Origin of the sequence: Pseudomonas sp. WS 5027 (assembly GCF_012985695.1) — a bacterium.
Taxonomy (GTDB): domain Bacteria; phylum Pseudomonadota; class Gammaproteobacteria; order Pseudomonadales; family Pseudomonadaceae; genus Aquipseudomonas; species Aquipseudomonas hygromyciniae.
Genome location: NZ_JAAQWU010000009.1, coordinates 198,909 through 217,303 on the forward strand (window position 1 = coordinate 198,909; position 18,395 = coordinate 217,303).

Consider the following 18,395-nt stretch of genomic DNA (forward strand, 5'->3'; position numbering starts at 1 on the left):
CCCAGAAAGCATCTCCCGTAACACCTGGATCAACCAGAGCGTTACCCGTTCAGAGACGTCGCTGGGCGCGCAAGATTAACAGCAATTGCCTAAGGTTGGATCAATGCACATCCTTCCAGTATTCACGCTTGAGCAAATAAGCGAATACGAAGAAGAAAGCCAGGTACAGCAACACATAGGTACCGATGCGTTGATGCTCCAGTTGGACCGGGTTGGCGGAGTACGCCAGGAAGGTCACCAGGTTCTTGACCTTCTCGTCGAACTGCTCCTCGTTCAGCGCACCGCTCTTGGGCACGATGGTCAGTTGATCACATGCCTCATGGGTCAACGGCGTGCCGGTCAGCGGGTCATATTGCTTCTTGCCGTTTTCCACGACTTGAACCTGCTTGCATCCTACCACCTGGCGCCCTTGCAGGCCGACCAGCACGTTAGGCATACCGACGTTCGGGAACACCTTGTTGTTCACGCCCCAGGGACGTGTAGGGTCTTCGTAGAACGACTTCAGGTAGCCATACAGCCAGTCGGTGCCACGTACGCGTGCTACCAGGGTCAGGTCGGGCGGTGCAGCCCCGAACCAGGCCTTGGCGTCGGCCGGTTGCATGCCGATGTTCATGTGGTCACCAATCTTGGCACCGGTGAACACCAGGTTCTTGAGCATCAGCTCGTGGGGGATACCCAGGTCATCGGCTACCCGCTCATAACGCTGGAACTTGGCGCTGTGGCAGCCCATGCAGTAGTTGGCGAACGTGCGGGCGCCGTCTTGCATGGCTGCCTTGTCAGAAACGTCGATGTCGACTTTTTCCAGTTCAACCCCTGCGCCGGAAGCAAAGGACAGGGCCGGCAGGGCAGCAAGAATCAATGCAGCAAATAATTTTTTCATCAGCCAGTCACCCTTTCCGGAACCGGTTTTGTCTTCTCGAGCCGGGTGTAGAACGGCATCAGAATGAAGTAGGCGAAGTACAGGAAGGTGCAGACCTGCGACAACAACGTCCGCTCAGGGGTTGGCGCCAATACGCCCAGCACGCCCAGGATCACGAACGAGATGCAGAACACCCACAGCCAGATCTTGCTCAGCCAGCCTTTGTAGCGCATGGATTTGACCGGGCTACGGTCAAGCCATGGCAACACGAACAGCACGGCAATGGCTGCACCCATGGCGATGACGCCCATGAGCTTGTCGGGGATCGCCCGCAAAATGGCGTAGAACGGCGTGAAGTACCAGACCGGGGCAATATGTTCCGGGGTCTTGAAGGCGTTCGCCTGTTCGAAGTTCGGCTTCTCTAGGAAATAGCCGCCCATTTCCGGGAAGAAGAACACGATCGAGCAGAACACAAACAGGAACACCACCACGCCGACGATATCTTTGACGGTGTAGTAAGGGTGGAATGGAATGCCGTCCAGCGGAATGCCGTTCTCGTCCTTGTGCTTCTTGATGTCCACGCCGTCCGGGTTGTTGGAACCCACTTCGTGCAGCGCCAGGATGTGCAGCACTACCAGGCCGAGAATCACGATCGGCAAGGCCACCACATGCAAGGCAAAGAAGCGGTTCAGCGTGATGCCCGAGATCAGGTAGTCACCACGGATCCACTGGGTCAGGTCGTTGCCGATGACCGGGATCGCGCCAAACAGCGAGATGATCACCTGGGCCCCCCAGTAGGACATCTGGCCCCAAGGCAGCAGGTAGCCCATGAAGGCCTCCGCCATCAGCGCCAGATAGATCAGCATGCCAAACACCCACACCAGCTCACGTGGCTTCTGGTACGAGCCGTAGAGCAAGCCACGGAACATGTGCAGATAGACCACGATGAAGAACGCCGAAGCGCCGGTGGAGTGCAGCAGGCGCAGGATCGAGCCGTACTCGACGTCGCGCATGATGTATTCGACGGAGGCAAATGCTTCTTCCGCCGACGGGGTGTAGCTCATGGTCAGCCAGACACCGGTAACGATCTGATTGACCAGTACCAGCAATGCCAGGGATCCAAAGAAATAGAAGAAGTTGAAGTTCTTCGGCGCGTAATACTTGCTGAGATGGTCTTCCCACATTTTGGTGGCGGGGAAGCGCGCATCCACCCAATCCATGAACTTGCTCATTACGCGCTCTCCTTATCGACACCAATGACAATAACGTCGTCAGATTCGTAGTTGTGCGGCGGAACCGGCAGGTTCAACGGAGCAGGCTGGGACTTGTAGACGCGACCGGCCAGGTCGTAGTGGGAACCGTGGCAAGGGCAGAAATAGCCGCCGACCCAGTCCTTGCCCAGGTCCACCGGCGCGACTTCCGGGCGGAAGGTCGGCGAGCAGCCCAGGTGGGTGCAAAGACCGACCAGCAGCAGAATCTCTGGCTTGATCGAACGCACTTCGTTTTGGGCGTAGGCGGGTTGGTCAGAATTCTTGGACTCGGGGTCAGATAGCTGGCCCTCGATCTTCTTCAGATTCCCCAGGATTTCCTCGGTACGACGAACGATGAATACTGGCTGGCCGCGCCACTCAGCAATCATCTGCTGGCCTGGCTCGATCTTGCTGACATTCACCTTCACCGGTGCACCTGCGGCTTTCGCCTTGGCACTGGGAAACCATGACCCCACGAACGGGACCGCAGCCCCCACCGCTCCTGCAGCACCCACCACGGATGTGGCTGCTACCAAGAAGCGACGCCGGCCTGCATTCACGCCGTCATTGCTCATTCAGTCCTCTCCCATCAGCTTTTTGGCCTGTTAAATCAGGCGTCTACTAAGTATTAAATCTGAACTTATAAAAATTTTGCCGAATGGTAATGAAAAGCCCCACCTCTGACAAGGTAATTACCCGGAGCTGGAGCCCCAAGCCTTGTAGTATAGGGGGTCTACGGATGTGGCAAGTTGTCACACAGAAAAAACCCGCACAAAACGCAGACAATAAAAAACGCCCAGCTCCGCGAGGAGGCTGGGCGTTTTTGTGGAACGTAAAGCGAATTAACGCTTCGAGTACTGCGGACGCTTACGCGCTTTACGCAGACCGACTTTCTTACGTTCAACTTCACGGGCATCGCGAGTCACGAAGCCAGCTTTGCGCAGAGCGCCGCGCAGGGTTTCGTCGTACTGCATCAGAGCGCGAGTGATACCGTGGCGGATTGCGCCAGCTTGACCACTTACACCGCCACCGATAACGGTGACGTAGATGTCGAACTTTTCAACGGTCTCGGTCAGTTCCAGCGGCTGACGAACTACCATGCGGGCAGTTTCGCGGCCGAAGAAGTTGTCCAGAGTGCGGTTGTTGATCGAGATGTTACCAGTGCCCGGACGCAGGAAAACGCGTGCGGTTGCGGTTTTGCGACGGCCAGTGCCGTAATTTTGAGTCGCCGACATAATGAACTATTCCGTTAAAACTTCAGTTCTTGGGGCTGCTGAGCAGCATGAGGGTGAGCAGCGCCCGCATAGACTTTCAGCTTGCGATACATGTCGCGACCCAGTGGGCCCTTCGGCAGCATACCTTTAACCGCGATCTCGATCGGGGCTTCAGGCTTCTTGGCAATCAGGCCTTCGAAGTTCGAAGACTTGATACCGCCTGGGAAACCGGAGTGACGGTAGTACATTTTGTCGCTTGCTTTGTTGCCGGTTACACGAACCTGCTCAGCGTTGATGATTACGATGTAGTCACCGGTATCAACGTGAGGGGTGTACTCAGGCTTGTGCTTGCCACGCAGACGGCTGGCGACTTCAGTGGCCAGACGACCCAGGGTCTGACCAGCGGCGTCGACGACAAACCAGTCGCGCTGAACTGTTTCCGGTTTTGCAGTAAAAGTTGTCATTCTTTAATAGCCTCAGGGGCCGCCCTGTAAATTAGACGGCGGATCTTACTGAATAGTGCGTACTTTGACAAGTCAAAGGCAGCCGGATACAGACGCTATCGGGGGCTCGGGTCAGCGCGTCCGTTCAACGGCAAGATTCTTCGGCAGGCGGCGCATCACTTCCACTGCAGAAAGAGGTGGGCAATTATGCAGATTGCGAAAAAAAATTCAACCTGCTTTTATGATTGTTTTCCCCAAAGGAGTACCCGATGGATTATCGACAGCTGGGCCGGACCGATCTGAACGTAAGCGCGATCTGCCTCGGGACCATGACCTGGGGCGAGCAGAACACCGAGGCAGAGGCCTTCGCCCAGATTGAGCGGGCCAAAGGCGCGGGGATCAATTTCCTCGATACCGCAGAAATGTACCCGGTACCGCCCAAGGCCGACACCTATGCCACCACCGAGCGCTACATCGGCAATTACTTCAAGAGCCGTGGCGACCGCGCCGACTGGATCCTCGCCAGTAAGATCGCCGGCCCCGGCAATACCATTGATTACATCCGCGACGGTCAGCTCAAGCACAACCGCAAACATATCGTCGACGCCCTGGATGCCAGCCTCAAGCGCCTGCAGACCGACTGGATCGACCTGTACCAGTTGCACTGGCCGGAGCGCAGCACCAACTTCTTCGGCCAACTGAGCTACAAGCACCAGGAAGAGCCCGACCTGACGCCCCTGGAGGAAACCCTCGAAGCCCTCGACGAGCAGGTCAAGGCCGGCAAGATCCGCCATATCGGCCTGTCCAATGAAACGCCTTGGGGCACCATGAAGTTCCTGGCCCTGGCCGAAGCCCGTGGCTGGACCCGTGCGGTGTCGATCCAGAACCCCTATAACCTGCTCAACCGCAGCTTTGAAGTGGGCCTGGCGGAGATTGCCATCCGTGAGCAATGCGGCTTGCTGGCTTATTCGCCCCTGGCGTTCGGCATGCTCAGCGGCAAATACGAAGGCGGCGCACGGCCGGCCAAGGGCCGCTTGAGCCTGTACAGCCGCTTCAGCCGCTACTTCAACCCGCAATCGGAAGCTGCGTGCAGCCGCTACGTGGCCCTGGCCCGCGAGCACGGCCTGGACCCGGCGCAGATGGCCCTGGCGTTTGTGACGCAGCAGCCGTTTGTGACCAGCAATATCATTGGCGCCACGACACTGGAGCAACTCGATAGCAACATCGCCAGTGCTGACTTGAAGCTGTCGAAAGAGGTGTTGGAGGGGATTGAGGCGATTCAGAAGGAGCATCCCAATCCTGCGCCTTGATTGACCTTTAGGCCGCCTTCGCGAGCAAGCCCGCTCCCACATTCGAATGTATTCACACATCAAAATGTGGGAGCTGGCTTGCCTGCGATGAGGCCCTCAAAGGCACTGAAGATTTACAATGCCCGCGCAATGATTTCCTTCATGATCTCATTGGTCCCCGCATAAATGCGCTGCACCCGCGCATCCGCCCAGGCCCGGGCAATCGGGTATTCCCACATGTAACCGTAGCCACCGTGCAACTGCACGCACTCATCGAGCACTTTGCATTGCAGGTCAGTGGTCCAGTATTTGGCCATCGCCGCCGTGGGCACATCCAGCTTGCCTTGCAGGTGCTGCTCCAGGCACTTGTCGACAAACACCCGACCAATCTGTACCTCAGTAGCAATCTCCGCCAGCTTGAAGCGGGTGTTCTGGAAGTCCGCAATCGCCTTGCCGAACGCCTTGCGCTCACGGGTGTAGTCCAGGGTCCATTGCAGCGCCGCTTCGGCCGACGCCAGGGCGCCGATCGCCACGGTCAGGCGCTCCTGAGGCAGCTCCTGCATCAGGTAGGCAAAACCCATACCCGCCTGGCCCAGCAGGTTCTCCTTGGGCACGCGCACATCCTGGAAGAACAGCTCGGAGGTATCCTGGGCCTTCATCCCGACCTTCTCCAGGCGCTTGCCCTTGTCGAACCCCGGCGTATTGGCCTCGACCAGAAACAGGCTGGTGCCCTTGGCCCCCGCCTTGGGATCGGTCTTGGCCACCACGATCACCAGGTCCGCCAGGAAGCCGTTGGTGATAAACGTCTTGGAGCCGTTGATCACATACTCATCGCCATCCAGCACCGCTGTGGTCTTGACCCCTTGCAGGTCAGACCCGGCACCCGGCTCGGTCATGGCAATGGCCGTGACCATCTCCCCGGACACCAGCCTGGGCAAATACTTGAGCTTCAGCGCCTCGCTGCCGTAATGCAGGATGTACGGCGCAACAATGTCCGAATGCAGAGAGAAACCGATCCCGGTCAGCCCCAGGCGGCCGATCTCTTCGATCACCACGGTGCTGTAGAGAAAGTCGACGCCCAGACCGCCGTACTCTTCCGGCAAATGGGAACAGAGCATGCCCGCCTCCCCCGCCTTGCTCCACAGATTGCGATCAATATGCCCCTGCTTTTCCCATTGCGCATGGAACGGCACCGCGTCCTTTTCAAGGAAGGTGCGCACGCTCTGACGGAAGAGTTCGTGCTCGGAGCTGAACAAGGTTCTGGGAATCATGGGTCACCTGCGTCGATTGTCAGACAAAAACAAGATCACAGAGCCTAAGCTGCACGGACGTCACAGGACACTGGACACATGCGACAAAAAATAAGACGATCCAGCCGTTAGTTGACCACTTTCCCCTATAAGAATAATCGAAATTATGTCTACCCTCGTCTCCACGCCCTTGCGGCGCGTCAGCATCCTGGCCATTGATCGGGTGTTTGCTTCCACCCTCATGCAAGCCAAGGATTTTTTCCATCTCGCCAGCCTGCGTTACGGCAAACAGCAAGGCCTGGGCCTCACGCCAGCCTTTGAAACCCGCCTTGTCAGCCCCGACGGGCAATCGGTATGTAGCTTCAGCGATGTGATCATGCCGGTGGACGGCGGCCTGGAAAACGCCGACATCATTGTGCTCCCTGCCTTCTGGGACGACTTCGATGCCCTGAGCAAACGCTACCCGCAGATCCTGCCGTGGCTACGCGAGCAGCATGCCCGGGGTGCGGTGCTCTGCGGTGAGGCCACCGGAGTCTTCTGGCTCGCCGAAGCCGGCCTGCTCGATGGCAAGGAGGCGACCACCTACTGGCGCTTCTTCAATGCCTTCAGCGAGCGCTTCCCCAAGGTGCAGCTCAATCAGGACAAGCACCTGACCGACGCCGACAACCTGTACTGCGCCGGCGGCACCACCTCAGCCTGCGATCTCTATATCTATCTGATCGAGCGCTTCTGCGGCGCCAACATCGCCCAGGCCGTGGCCCGCGACATTCTCTACGAAGTGCAGCGCAACTACGCGCCGGGGCGCATCGGGTTTGGCGGACAGAAGCTGCACCAGGACGTGATCATCCTGCAGATCCAGCATTGGCTCGAAGAACACTTCGCCGACAAATTCCGCTTTGAAGACGTCGCCCGCGAACACGGCATGAGCATCCGCAACTTTATGCGCCGGTTCCAGACCGCGACGGGCGACAAGCCGCTGCATTACCTGCAACGGCTGCGGATCGAGACGGCCAAGGGGCTGTTGTCGGGCAGCCGCAAGAGCATCAAGACCATCAGCTACGAGGTCGGTTACGACGATGCGAGCTTCTTTGCGCGGCTGTTCAGGCAGCACACAGAGTTGTCGCCGAACCAGTATCGCCAGCAGTTCCAGCAGGCCGCCTAACTAACGCCGGGCACAATCAAATGTGGGAGCGGGCTTGCTCGCGAATGCGGTGTGTCAGTTAACGAATAAGTCGACTGATACACCGTTATCGCGGGCAAGCCCGCTCCCACATTTTGGTTCGGTGTTTACCTAAGGCTTGTGCGCCCGCGCCAGGAACTCGTGGGACTGCATTTCCAGCAAGCGACTCAAGGTGCGTTGAAATTCGAAGTTCAAGCGACCGCCGGTGTAGAGGTCCTTGAGTTCGACTTCAGCTGAAATGATCAGCTTGACGTTACGGTCGTAGAACTCATCGACCATGTTGATAAAGCGCCGGGCGATGTCGTCGGTGGTGACGCTCATTTGCTCGACGCCACTCAAGATCACCGCATGGAAAATCTTGCCCAGTTCGATGTAGTCGTTCTGGCTGCGCGGGCCGTCGCACAGTTCGCGGAAGTCGAACCAGGCCACGTCATCGCAGGTACGCAGGGCAATGATCTGGCGATTTTCGATGATCAACTTATCGTTTTCCACCGCCTGGGTGCATTCCGGCGTCAGCGCGCGGAAGCTCTTGCGCAGGCTTTCGTGGGCCGCTTCGTCGAGGGGGAAGTGGAACAGCTCCGCCTGCTCAAGGTGACGCAGGCGGTAATCGACGCCGCTGTCGACGTTGACGATATCGGTGTGCTGCTTGATCAGGGCAATGGCCGGCAGGAAGCGCGCGCGTTGCAGGCCGTCCTTGTACAGGCCGTCGGGCACGATGTTTGAGGTGGCGACCAGGGTCACGCCGTTCTTGAACAACTCTTCCATCAAGGTGCCAAGAATCATCGCGTCGGTGATATCGGACACGAAGAACTCATCAAAGCAGATCACCCGCGCCTCTTGGGAGAAGCGCTTGGCAATGATGGTCAGCGGGTTCTTCTCGCCGTGCAGGGTCTTCATCTCTTCGTGCACGCGCTTCATGAAGCGGTGGAAGTGAGTACGTGACTTTTCCTTGAACGGCAGCGCTTCGAAGAAGGTGTCGACCAGGTAAGTCTTGCCGCGACCCACGCCACCCCAGAAGTACAAGCCCTTGACCGGCACCTGGTCTTTCTTGCCAAACAACTTGCTGAGCATCCCCGGCTTGCTCTGGGAAGAGGCGACCAGGTCTTCGTACAGGCGCTGCAAATGGCGCACCGCCGTTTCCTGGGCAGCATCATGGAAGAAGTCGGGGCGCTTCAGATCAGCTTGATATCGTTCTAGGGGCGTCATAATTTCGTTAGCAAGGCAACAAAAACGGGCCGTCACTGTAACGACGGCCCTGAATAATGGCAATCAACCCTTGGTCGGGTCAGTCCTCGATTGGGGTCAACGCCACGCGCACAGCTTCGATGGCGGCATCCCGCGCAGCACTGTCGGCGAAGGCCGGGCTGTCGGCGATACAGGCTCCTTCAAGCCACACACTGAAGCCCAGGGCCTCACTGCGCACATCCAGCGCCTGGCCGGACTGCAACTGCTTGGTGGCTGCACCCGCCGCCTTGCCGTCGGCAAAGTTGCGCGACAACAACAGTTGCTCGCCGTCAGCCGCCAGCAGGCGGAAGCGGAAGCTACCGTCGTCTTCACGGAAGCTGACAAAACGCGCAGCCTTCACCGCCTTCTTCTTGGTGCTGACCGCCTCGCTGACCGGGTTGACGAACGAACGCAGGCCCACCGCTTCACGCAGCTCTTGCAGGAATGGACCGGCAACGGCCCGAGCCTTCTTGGCACCGATCAGCAGCAGGTCTTCCATGTCCGAAGGGCGCGACATCAATTGATGGTAACGCTCGCGAGCCTCGCCCAACTGGCCGTCCAGCAGTTGGAACAGACGGTTCTTCGCCTCGCCCCAACCCAAGCCGTCGAGCAGTTCGCTGCGCAGTTGCTGTTCCTGCTCAGGGGTGGCGAACGCCTGGTACAGGGTGAACAGGTGGGAGTTATCTGGATCCTTGGCTTCGCCCGGCGCGCGGGAGTCGGTGACGATCCGCGAGATCGCGTCTTTCATGTCCTTGGCGCTGGTGAACAACGGGATGGTGTTGTCATAGCTTTTCGACATCTTGCGCCCATCCAGGCCCGGCAAGGTGGCGACGCTTTCTTCGATCAACGCCTCGGGCATGGTGAAGAACTCTTTGCCCTTGCCGAACAGATGGTTGAAACGCTGGCCGATATCACGGGCCATTTCCACGTGCTGGATCTGATCGCGGCCGACCGGCACCTTGTGCGCGTTGAACATCAGAATGTCCGCCGCCATCAGCACCGGATAGCTGTACAGGCCCATGCTGATCCCGGCATCCGGGTCTTCGCCGTTTTCCAGGTTTTTGTCCACCGAGGCCTTGTAGGCGTGGGCACGGTTGAGCAGGCCCTTGGCTGCAACGCAGGTCAGCAGCCAGGTCAGCTCGGGAATTTCCGGGATATCGGACTGACGATAGAACGTCACCCGGTTCACATCCAGGCCACCGGCCAGCCAGGTCGCGGCGATTTCCATACGCGAGCGCTGGATGCGCTGCGGGTCATCGCATTTGATCAGGGCGTGGTAATCGGCCAGGAAGTAGAACGAATCGGCATTGGCATCCTGGCTGGCGAGGATCGCCGGGCGGATGGCACCGGCGTAGTTGCCCAAATGCGGGGTGCCGGTGGTGGTGATGCCGGTGAGGATACGGGTACGCGTCGTCATGGGTAATCGCTTATCAGACTGCTATCAATTCGAAAGGCGCGGCAGCACCAGATCCTTGAGATCGGTGAGCTTGCCATGAAAAAAGTGCCCGCATTCTGCCACTTTCAGCAGCTCATGGGGGCGTTTGAGGGCTGCAGACCAGTCGTAGACCCGTTGCGGCTCGACCACTTCGTCGGTTTCCGGCTGGATCACGGTCAACGGGCAGTCCTGTGGCAGCACATCCTCATCACGCAAACGCATGACGGCCGCAGCCACCATAAACAGATGCGAGAGTTTTTCGCCCTTGGCCTCCAGGCGCCCGCCAAGGCTTGCGGCAACAAATCCACCGAACGAGAAACCCAGCAAGGTGATGGGCAGGCTCGGGTGTTTTTCACGCAGCCAAGTGATGGCGGCTTCGGCATCGTCCACTTCACCGCTGGCCATATCATGGCTACCAGCGCTGGCACCCACGCCACGGTAATTGAAACGCAAAGTAATCAAACCGGCATCGCGGGCGGTGCGTTGCAGGGTCGATACCACTTTATTGAGCATGGTCCCGCCCTGCACCGGATTAGGGTGGCAGATCAGCGCCAGGCCACGTGGCTCGGGGTGATCCAGATACAAGGCTTCCAATTGGCCTACCGGGCCATCGATCAAAACAGGGGTTTCACGCATGAGCAAGGAATGAACTCCGTGACCTCTCAAGGGGTCGACTCGTCTAGCTAAAGTCTGTGCATGGCATCATTGCGAGCTTAATCGCGGTATACAGCGCAGGTCCGAGCCGTTAACGTAAAGCAAAGCCGTTTATAGAGGAAGGACTCGTGGAACACTCGCTCTTAGTTTGGTTGTTGCCGACTCTTGCCCTGGTTGCCGGTGTCGCCATTGGATTCCTGGTTGCTCGCCTGCTGCCGAATGCCGCGCCTAACCGCACGCAGCGTCAGTTGGATGACATTCAGGAACGTTTTGACAGTTATCAGAACGAGGTTGTTACCCACTTCAACAGCACCGCGACCCTGGTCAAGAAGCTCACCCAGAGCTACCAGGAAGTACAGGATCACCTCGCCGATGGCGCCAACCGCCTGGCCCTGGACGACATCACTCGTCAGCGCCTGCTGGCCGCGCTGCATTCCGATGCCACGCAAGCCCCACGGGAACGCCTGACCCCGCCACGGGAAAATCAGGAGCCACCACGGGACTACGCGCCAAAAACGCCGAACGCCCCCGGCATGCTGGATGAGCATTACGGCTTGAAGAAGTAATAAGGTTTCAAGCGATAAAAAGCCCGCCACCGATCACTCGGTGGCGGGCTTTTTTATTTTCTCAAGGCTGGCACGCTGTCCGACGTTGACGATGCTCAAGCCCAGCAGTTCAGCAATCAGCGCCTGGTACAACGTCGCCCATCCTCTTCGTCCATGCCCGAGGAATACTCAGCGTCCTGGTTCATTGCTCAGGTTCAGGGCTCCGTGCAGCCTGAGGAAAACTGTTCAGTCGCCGTTCAGCGCCAGACTGAGCGCCTTGCAATCTGCACTGCGAACCTGGTGGAGAAAGACCTGCAAAACTTCTGACAAGGGAAATGTATTCTCCATAGCTATTCCTGGAACTCTTCCTACGTACGCGACCACACAACGGACGAAACTAAGCCCTACTCCTCCGACATGCGCTACGAGTTCCCTTTTATGCAAATCAAGACCGCCTCAGCCACTCTCTGGAATCACTCAGCCAACGATCAACCAACTGCATCGAATACGGGCAATCGCAACAAACGTTCAATTGATTCCAGCGCGCAGGCGGATCAGCAATTAGTGCAGGAAGTCAGGCCAGCCCCCGCAACACAAGGTGGAGGTTACACTGAGGTGAGCGTTGACCCCACCCCAGGCAAAGATGTCGAGAATAGTCAAAAAGTACCACCCCCCATTGATGTGGGCCTCAACATAAATGTTGACCCCGTTGCAAAGCATATTTCCAGTGCATTTAAAACTGTCGAACAAGAAGCATCTGACTTTCTCAAAGAAAAATTTGCAGAGTTGAAAAAGAAAGACCCCGCTAACAAGGAGAAATGGGATATTGATCCCGACAATACCTACCTAGTGACCTACGACTATAACAGTGTGGGGGAAGAGCCTTACCCGGCAAAGGTTATCCAGCGTATTTCACTGACGCAAGCGCTGATCAAAAATGCGCAAGATACTCCCACTGGGAAGGGATACAAGATCCCATTCTTCGCTGGCGGTCCTAATGTAAAAATCCAGAACAGTTTACCCATGAATAACCCAGGTATCTTTGACTTCTCAACCCGGTTTTCCCCTTATCGAAAAGACGCGGATGTTACCCATACTTATCAAGGAATTTATGTAGAATCGTCCGACGCTCCCTCACAGACATATAACGCTGCCAACCAGAGTTCAATTACCCCGAAAGAGTTCAAAAACCTTGTTTGGCAGGCTGACTTTCAACAGCCTTATACTAACTTTCTGGATGAGTTCTGGAGCACCCACATAGAAAAATACCCGGTGCTGGCCAAAGCGTCATTCGTCAAGTCAGCCATGACTCAACATCAAGAAGGCAGCTTGACTACTGATGGTCGAGAACTGATCATGCGAGCCGCCGGATTATCAGGCAACCAGGAATCATGGCCTGACATTACTTATGATGACTTACAAAAAAATCCCCCCAAGGCCCCCAACATTGAAGTCGGGTTGCTCAAGCTCGGAGAATATCAATCGACCGACCTCATATACATTACTGATAATAAGGTAACGTTTGACAGCGACGGGAAGAGGATCCCTCCCCTCACACTTCTTTATATACCCGGAAACTCCTCACCCATTCACAGTTTCAATAGCCAGGCAGAGATGAAGAAGTGGCTCGCCGAACAAATGGCTGATCCTGCCAAACGCGATGCCCTGGCCTCACACTTTAAGCTTGAAGACAAGCCCAACGGCTGGGAGCGAGCCGGGTTAGACGAGACACTGATCGGCCTCGGTACCTGGCCTGAAACACGTGAAACCCCGGGAGGAATACTTTCCTATGACCATCGGGCCTTTAGCGGTAAATGGGATCCTGAAAAATTCATCACCACAGAACCTAACAACCTACCGTTCCAAGAAGTCACCAAACGCCAGAAAGATCGCTCTTATGCAGATGCGGCTGTCAAAATAACCAGTGACAGAGACGAGACCAAGAAGAACATCATTGATGGCCTGACAAAGACTTCGAAAGTTGCTCTATTTTTAACTCCACTGGCTTTCGTGGTACCTGAAGTCGCATTGGCCCTGGACACTTTTTATCTCGCCAGTGGCGGCGTAACTGCCAGCATCGGAGTTGATGACAACCTACATAACAAGGCGAAAGGTACTGATCGAATTGTATTCGGCCTGTTCAACGCAGCAACAGTGGCGATACCCAAAGTCATAGGTAAAGCCCGGGAGCAGTCTATCGGTGAATTCAAAGCCCCAGGAGAGACTGCATCGCCCCCGGACCAAGAACCACCCCAACCTCCAGAGAACCCTGACAATGGGGTGATTGGTACGGACATAGCGAGCGAAACAGGTCCGATTACTGTCGTTCAAATGGGCGGCCCGATGAATGAACTAAAATATGTCTCCAACGAAGTTCATACCTATGTAGACACCTACAAATCCGGAAAGCGACTTAACATTGTTGCCCATGGTTCCAAACCAAGTTGGGCTGATAAGTTCTTAGGCAATGGATCGCAGGTTGTCATCGATGGAAAAGGCTACACACCTCAAAAATTAGTCGCCCTATTGAAAGACAAAGGCATAGACCCGGAAAGATATGACTCTGTGCGTCTTATAATGTGTCACTCTGCGGAGGGGCGAGGCAATTCGTTTGCGGCAAAATTTCAAAAAGAGATCAATAAGCCAGTAAAAGCTTATGATGGGACGGTGACCCTCAGTTTCGGTTCAACAGCCATGAAAAAAATTCGAGATCAGGTCGTGACTCAAATCATGCAGTCAGATCCAACAATCTCTCTTGAAAATGCAGAGAACCTGGCTGAAATAAAACTGCAAGATGCTTTGAATGGCTATGCAGTTCCAGAACTCAAAAAAGCCAATGGTCAGTTGGTCCAAATAAATACTGCGCCTGCAGAGGATCCGCCGAAATATGAGATTGTTAGAATTGTATACAAGCCGATTCACTTCCCAAAGACCGGCTCATGAGCCTTATTTCGCAATGTTCTGAACGTAGCATATGACGCTATATTTTGACGGCTGAAAAAACCCCGAAAAGCTTTCAGCCGTCATTGAGACGCGCAGTACCCAGCGCTCTGATTCGCCGTTCAGCGCCGAACCGGGCGCTTTTGCAGTTTGCGCTGCAGTGTCCGGCGGTGCATGCCAAGAGCACGGGCGGTGGCCGAGATATTACCTTCATGCTCGGTCAACACACGCTGGATGTGCTCCCACTGCAGACGGTCCACCGACATCGGGTTTTCCGGCACCAGGGTGTCGAGGTCGGCATGCTCGGAGAGCAGCGCAGCCAGCACATCATCGGCATCGGCCGGCTTGCACAGGTAATTGCAGGCACCGCGCTTGATCGCCTCGACGGCGGTGGCAATGCTGGAATACCCGGTAAGGATCAGCACGCGCATTTCCGGGTCCAGTTCCAGCAACTTGGGCAACAGCACCAAGCCCGAATCACCATCCATTTTCAGGTCCAGTGCCGCATAGTCCGGCAGGTCGGCCTGGGCGATAGTCAGGCCTTCTTCGGCGGAGCCTGCGGTGCTGACGCGAAACCCACGACGGCTCATGGCTCGCGCCATCACGCGGGTAAAGGTGGCATCGTCATCTACCAGCAACAGGTGCGGCAGTTCTTCGCCTTCGACTTGGATCTCGTCACTCATCGATGTCTCCTCGTGCAGCACGGGGCAGGCGCAGCTCGGTGAGCGTGCCGCCTTCCTCATGGGGGTAAAGTTTCACCGAGCCGCCAGCGCGGGTCACGCTGGCCTTGCTCAAGAACAGGCCCAGGCCGAAGCCTTTGCCCTTGGTGGTAAAAAATGGCTTGCCGATCTGTTCGGCAATGGCCAGCGGCACACCGGCGCCGTGGTCGCGAATGCTGATGGTGAGGTTTTCCGCATCCCAGTCCAGCTGCACTTCCAGGCCTTCCGGGCAGGCGTCGGCTGCATTGTTCAACAGGTTCAGCAACGCCTGGGTCAGATCCGGCGGTGGCGCCATGCGAGGCACTGCGCCCTGCCCCAGCAGATGGAAACGGTAACTGGCTTCGGGACGCATCAGGTGCCAGCGGTTCAGTGCTTCGTCCAACCACTGGGTGACATCTTGCATATCCACCGCCAAGCGCCGGTTGGCTTCGGCGGCGCGCACCAGTTGCTGCAAGGTTTGCTTGCACTGCTTGACCTGTTCCTGCAGCACGCTGAGGTCGTCTTGCAGCGCCGGGTCGTGATGGTCCTGGCGCATTTCCTTGATCAGCACGCTCATGGTTGCCAGCGGCGTACCCAGCTCATGGGCCGCGCCGGCGGCCTGGGTCGCCACTGCCAGCAGTTGCTGGTCGCGCAGGCCCTCTTCGCGGCGGATAGCGCGCAGTTCTTCCTGGCGCCGCAGCTCTTCAGCCATACGCGCAGCAAAAAAGGTGATCACCGCCGCCGACAGCGCAAAGCTCAGCCACATGCCGTAGATCTGCAGGTTTTCCCGGGCGATCGGGAACGTTTCCAGGGGATAGAACTGCGCCAGCAGCAAGGTATACAGCGCCAGGGCAATACCCGACAGGATCACCGAATAGCGCCACGGCAATGTCACCGCGGCGATGGTCAGCGGCACCAGATAATAGGAAACGAACGGGTTGGTAGAGCCGCCAGAGAAATACAGCAACACACTATGGATAAACAGGTCGCAAGCCAGTTGCAGGGCGTATTCCAGCTCCGTCACCGGCCACGTGGTGCGCAGGCGGATGGCGGTGAACACACACAGCACTGTGGAAAACGCCAGGGTCACCCACAGTTGCAGCCAGGGCAACGGCAGCAGCTCAAACCAATAGGCGAGCCCGACGGAGCCGGCCTGTGCGGCCAGTACCAGGGTGCGGATAAACGTCAGGCGCCAGAGGTTCTGGCGAGTGGCGGAAGTCAGTTGTACGGGGGCGAGCATGAGCTCTCCTGATGAGCGCTCCAGGCGGATCGCAGCAAGTATAAACGAAGCGACGGTACAGGCAGCGCGTGTGTGGCCCTTTGACGCAGGTCATGGCTTTATGACGGCTCGAGGCGAACTTGACCGTTCGTCGGCATCGTACCCAGATGTAGAGAATTTGTAACCCGACGAACCCAAATCCCCCGTCTACAGTCTTACCGAACACGATCACACTCAAGGAGCTTCCATGTCACGTTTCACTCGCAGTGCCGCCGTTATCGCCCTCAGTGTTGGCAGCGTCGCCAGCCTGCCCGTGCTGGCTGCCGATCAACTGCACTACAACCAGATCTCCCTACGTGCCGAAGTCAGCCAGGAAGTGGCCCGTGACCAGATGATCGTTACGTTGTACACCGAGTCCCAGAACAGCGACCCGGGCAAGCTGGCCGCCGAAATCACCACCACCATGAACAAGGCGCTGGCCCAGGCCCGCGAAGTCAAGAGCGTGACCCTGCGCCAGGGCAGCCGCAACAGCTACCCGATCTACGACAACAAGAACCAGAAGATCACCGGCTGGCGTGAACGCGCTGAACTGCGCATGGAAAGCTCGGACTTCGCTGCGCTGTCCAAACTCACCGGCGAGATGCTGACCAACCTGAAAATGGACAGTATGGACTTCGCCATCGCCAACCCAACCCGCAAGGCCAGCGAAGATGCACTGCTCAAGGAAGCGGTCAGCGCGTTCAAGGCCCGTGCACAACTGGCCACCGACGCGCTGGGCGGCAAGGGCTACAAGATCGTCAACCTGAACTTCAATACCAATGGCTATCCACAGCCCTACGCTCGTGGCGGCATGATGATGAAGGCTGCGGCGATGGATTCGGCGCCGACACCTGAAGTCGAGGCTGGCACCAGCCAGGTCAGCATGAGTGCGGACGGGGTGATCGAAGTCTTGCAGTAACCGCTTCAACCTATAAAGACGGCACAGCCTAATAGCTTGTGCCGTTTTTTTTTGGCCTGCTGTTGCGTCGCAAGATCAACGGCTGCGCAATGCAGATTAAGGAACAACCCGATCGATGTAGGCCTTTGCTTACAATATCAATTGCGCCAAAAACCCAAGCATAAAAATTGAACCATCCCCCTGCACATCGCCACCTAGCTAAGCCAACTTTAGCCAGCTCATTAGATATTTAATAGGCCCCCTTACAGGAACTATCCATACCTATTTGGCGCTCCGGCGCAGTGCAACAAACCTCACTGAAGAGACTTGATCCAAGGACAGGGTAGCCAGGCACTATCAGGATGACTGGTGCAAATACCTATGCCTGAGATACCGATATAGAGGCAACTTTATACGGGCTTTCATAGGGATGAAGGGGTTCCCCAGAAGATCCACGAAATATGATCTGACCCCACATCAAAATACTGGCAGCTGATAAAGCAACCTGCACATCGATGCTATTGCTTGGCGACAGACGAATAACACTATGAAACCCACGAATAAAGCGAGGCCTTCATGAATATAAATCCTGCGTCCGCTCTACCACACTCCACAACAGCTAATTCATTATCAGCCGTCAATCTACTGCCCGCGGATATCACCCCCACTGAAACGTCCGTCCGCGCACATCATCGGCAGAGTCGTGCAGTCAGCACATCCTCTCCACAGAATGCAACGGGAGGAGAAAGGAGTCGGTCGCTGGCTACTACGAATCCTGAAATAGCAGTCCACAAAAGAGTTATCTACGGTTCAGATACTGCTGCTTCGCCCTCGGCTGACTACACCCTGCAAGAGCGCAAGCAGCGTATTGATGACTATGCTTTTCGCGTAACGACGCTGATTTCAGAAATACCCAGCATCAACCAAGGTGAAAGGAGCGTCAGGTTCCAGAACGCCCGCCTGTTCATGGAGCCGGCCGGCTACTTCAGCGGTGGTTTATTGGCCGCAGGCTATGACCCGCATGAAAAAATCACGGTGACGTTCTCCTCATACACTGGCATAGGGAAACCCGAAAATCTGAGTAGCACCTCAAAGCGCACCTACTTTGCATGGGAAATCGCAGCAGGTGCTCTAGTGTGCTGTTCGCGAAATAACCTACTCTACTTGCACGATCTCAAGCGCCTCACGAGCCCGTTGGATTTTGCTCAAAATCTCCTCTCCCTTTGCGTTCCAAACGTACCGGGTCGGCTGAGCATTT

General features: G+C 56.7%; 16 protein-coding genes and 1 pseudogene. 6 read left to right on the forward strand and 11 right to left on the reverse strand.

The window, feature by feature from the left end; all coding sequences use genetic code 11:
- Window positions 1-100 precede the first annotated feature (100 nt).
- The 5 genes from HBO09_RS13770 to rplM form a co-directional block, all read right to left on the reverse strand.
- The gene (locus tag HBO09_RS13770; protein ID WP_169994686.1) at window positions 101-880 is read right to left on the reverse strand and encodes a cytochrome c1; all 780 of its coding nucleotides are present in this window, start codon (window positions 878-880) and stop codon (window positions 101-103) included.
- Window positions 880-2,091 carry a cytochrome bc complex cytochrome b subunit gene (locus tag HBO09_RS13775; RefSeq protein WP_003188526.1) on the reverse strand — a complete coding sequence of 404 codons (1,212 nt, stop codon included), beginning with the start codon at window positions 2,089-2,091 and terminating at the stop codon, window positions 880-882. The genes HBO09_RS13770 and HBO09_RS13775 overlap by 1 nt, the downstream gene beginning before the upstream one ends.
- Window positions 2,091-2,684 (reverse strand): ubiquinol-cytochrome c reductase iron-sulfur subunit, encoded by a 594-nt coding sequence (gene petA, locus HBO09_RS13780; protein ID WP_038443372.1) that lies wholly within the window; start codon window positions 2,682-2,684, stop codon window positions 2,091-2,093. The genes HBO09_RS13775 and petA overlap by 1 nt, the downstream gene beginning before the upstream one ends.
- A 267-nt stretch (window positions 2,685-2,951) precedes the next feature.
- On the reverse strand, window positions 2,952-3,344 hold the full coding sequence (gene rpsI, locus HBO09_RS13785; RefSeq protein WP_003171743.1) for a 30S ribosomal protein S9: 393 nt from the start codon (window positions 3,342-3,344) through the stop codon (window positions 2,952-2,954).
- Window positions 3,345-3,358: 14 nt separating this feature from the next.
- A complete protein-coding gene (gene rplM, locus HBO09_RS13790; RefSeq protein ID WP_029291908.1) occupies window positions 3,359-3,787 on the reverse strand; it encodes a 50S ribosomal protein L13 in 429 nt (142 codons plus the stop codon).
- 248 nt (window positions 3,788-4,035) lie between these two features.
- Between rplM and HBO09_RS13795 the strand changes: the two genes are divergently transcribed.
- Window positions 4,036-5,076: an NADP(H)-dependent aldo-keto reductase gene (locus HBO09_RS13795; protein ID WP_169994689.1), complete on the forward strand. Its 1,041-nt coding sequence runs from the start codon at window positions 4,036-4,038 to the stop codon at window positions 5,074-5,076.
- Between the two features lie 113 nt (window positions 5,077-5,189).
- On the opposite strand, the gene HBO09_RS13800 is transcribed toward HBO09_RS13795, so the two are convergent.
- Window positions 5,190-6,326 (reverse strand): acyl-CoA dehydrogenase family protein, encoded by a 1,137-nt coding sequence (locus HBO09_RS13800; RefSeq protein ID WP_169994691.1) that lies wholly within the window; start codon window positions 6,324-6,326, stop codon window positions 5,190-5,192.
- A gap of 220 nt (window positions 6,327-6,546) precedes the next feature.
- Between HBO09_RS13800 and HBO09_RS13805 the strand changes: the two genes are divergently transcribed.
- A complete protein-coding gene (locus tag HBO09_RS13805) occupies window positions 6,547-7,467 on the forward strand; it encodes a GlxA family transcriptional regulator (RefSeq protein ID WP_169900987.1) in 921 nt (306 codons plus the stop codon).
- A gap of 129 nt (window positions 7,468-7,596) precedes the next feature.
- On the opposite strand, the gene zapE is transcribed toward HBO09_RS13805, so the two are convergent.
- The 3 genes from zapE to HBO09_RS13820 form a co-directional block, all read right to left on the reverse strand.
- A complete protein-coding gene (zapE, locus tag HBO09_RS13810) occupies window positions 7,597-8,691 on the reverse strand; it encodes a cell division protein ZapE (RefSeq protein WP_169994693.1) in 1,095 nt (364 codons plus the stop codon).
- Between the two features lie 79 nt (window positions 8,692-8,770).
- A complete protein-coding gene (locus tag HBO09_RS13815; protein WP_169994695.1) occupies window positions 8,771-10,126 on the reverse strand; it encodes a tryptophan--tRNA ligase in 1,356 nt (451 codons plus the stop codon).
- A 24-nt stretch (window positions 10,127-10,150) separates the two neighbouring features.
- Entirely contained in the window at window positions 10,151-10,780 is a 630-nt protein-coding gene (locus HBO09_RS13820; protein WP_169994717.1) for an alpha/beta fold hydrolase, read from the reverse strand.
- 146 nt (window positions 10,781-10,926) lie between these two features.
- Here HBO09_RS13820 and HBO09_RS13825 point away from each other — a divergent pair, with 146 nt between their 5' ends.
- Together HBO09_RS13825 and HBO09_RS13830 are read left to right on the forward strand one after the other, a co-directional pair.
- The gene (locus HBO09_RS13825) at window positions 10,927-11,364 is read left to right on the forward strand and encodes a DUF1043 family protein (protein ID WP_029291922.1); all 438 of its coding nucleotides are present in this window, start codon (window positions 10,927-10,929) and stop codon (window positions 11,362-11,364) included.
- A gap of 417 nt (window positions 11,365-11,781) precedes the next feature.
- Window positions 11,782-14,286: a DUF6543 domain-containing protein gene (locus HBO09_RS13830; protein WP_169994697.1), complete on the forward strand. Its 2,505-nt coding sequence runs from the start codon at window positions 11,782-11,784 to the stop codon at window positions 14,284-14,286.
- 119 nt (window positions 14,287-14,405) lie between these two features.
- Here HBO09_RS13830 and HBO09_RS13835 read toward each other — a convergent pair whose 3' ends face one another.
- On the reverse strand, window positions 14,406-14,966 hold the full coding sequence (locus tag HBO09_RS13835; protein ID WP_029291924.1) for a response regulator transcription factor: 561 nt from the start codon (window positions 14,964-14,966) through the stop codon (window positions 14,406-14,408).
- Window positions 14,959-16,221, reverse strand: coding sequence for an ATP-binding protein (locus tag HBO09_RS13840; RefSeq protein ID WP_169994699.1), 1,263 nt, complete (start codon window positions 16,219-16,221; stop codon window positions 14,959-14,961). Before HBO09_RS13840 ends, HBO09_RS13835 begins: the two co-directional genes overlap by 8 nt.
- A gap of 226 nt (window positions 16,222-16,447) precedes the next feature.
- On the opposite strand from HBO09_RS13840, the gene HBO09_RS13845 reads away from it, so the two are divergent.
- Both HBO09_RS13845 and HBO09_RS13850 read left to right on the forward strand, forming a co-directional pair.
- The gene (locus tag HBO09_RS13845; protein ID WP_169994701.1) at window positions 16,448-17,158 is read left to right on the forward strand and encodes an SIMPL domain-containing protein; all 711 of its coding nucleotides are present in this window, start codon (window positions 16,448-16,450) and stop codon (window positions 17,156-17,158) included.
- Between the two features lie 555 nt (window positions 17,159-17,713).
- Window positions 17,714-18,271, forward strand: a pseudogene (locus HBO09_RS13850) (hypothetical protein); the annotation flags it as partial.
- Window positions 18,272-18,395: the final 124 nt, after the last annotated feature.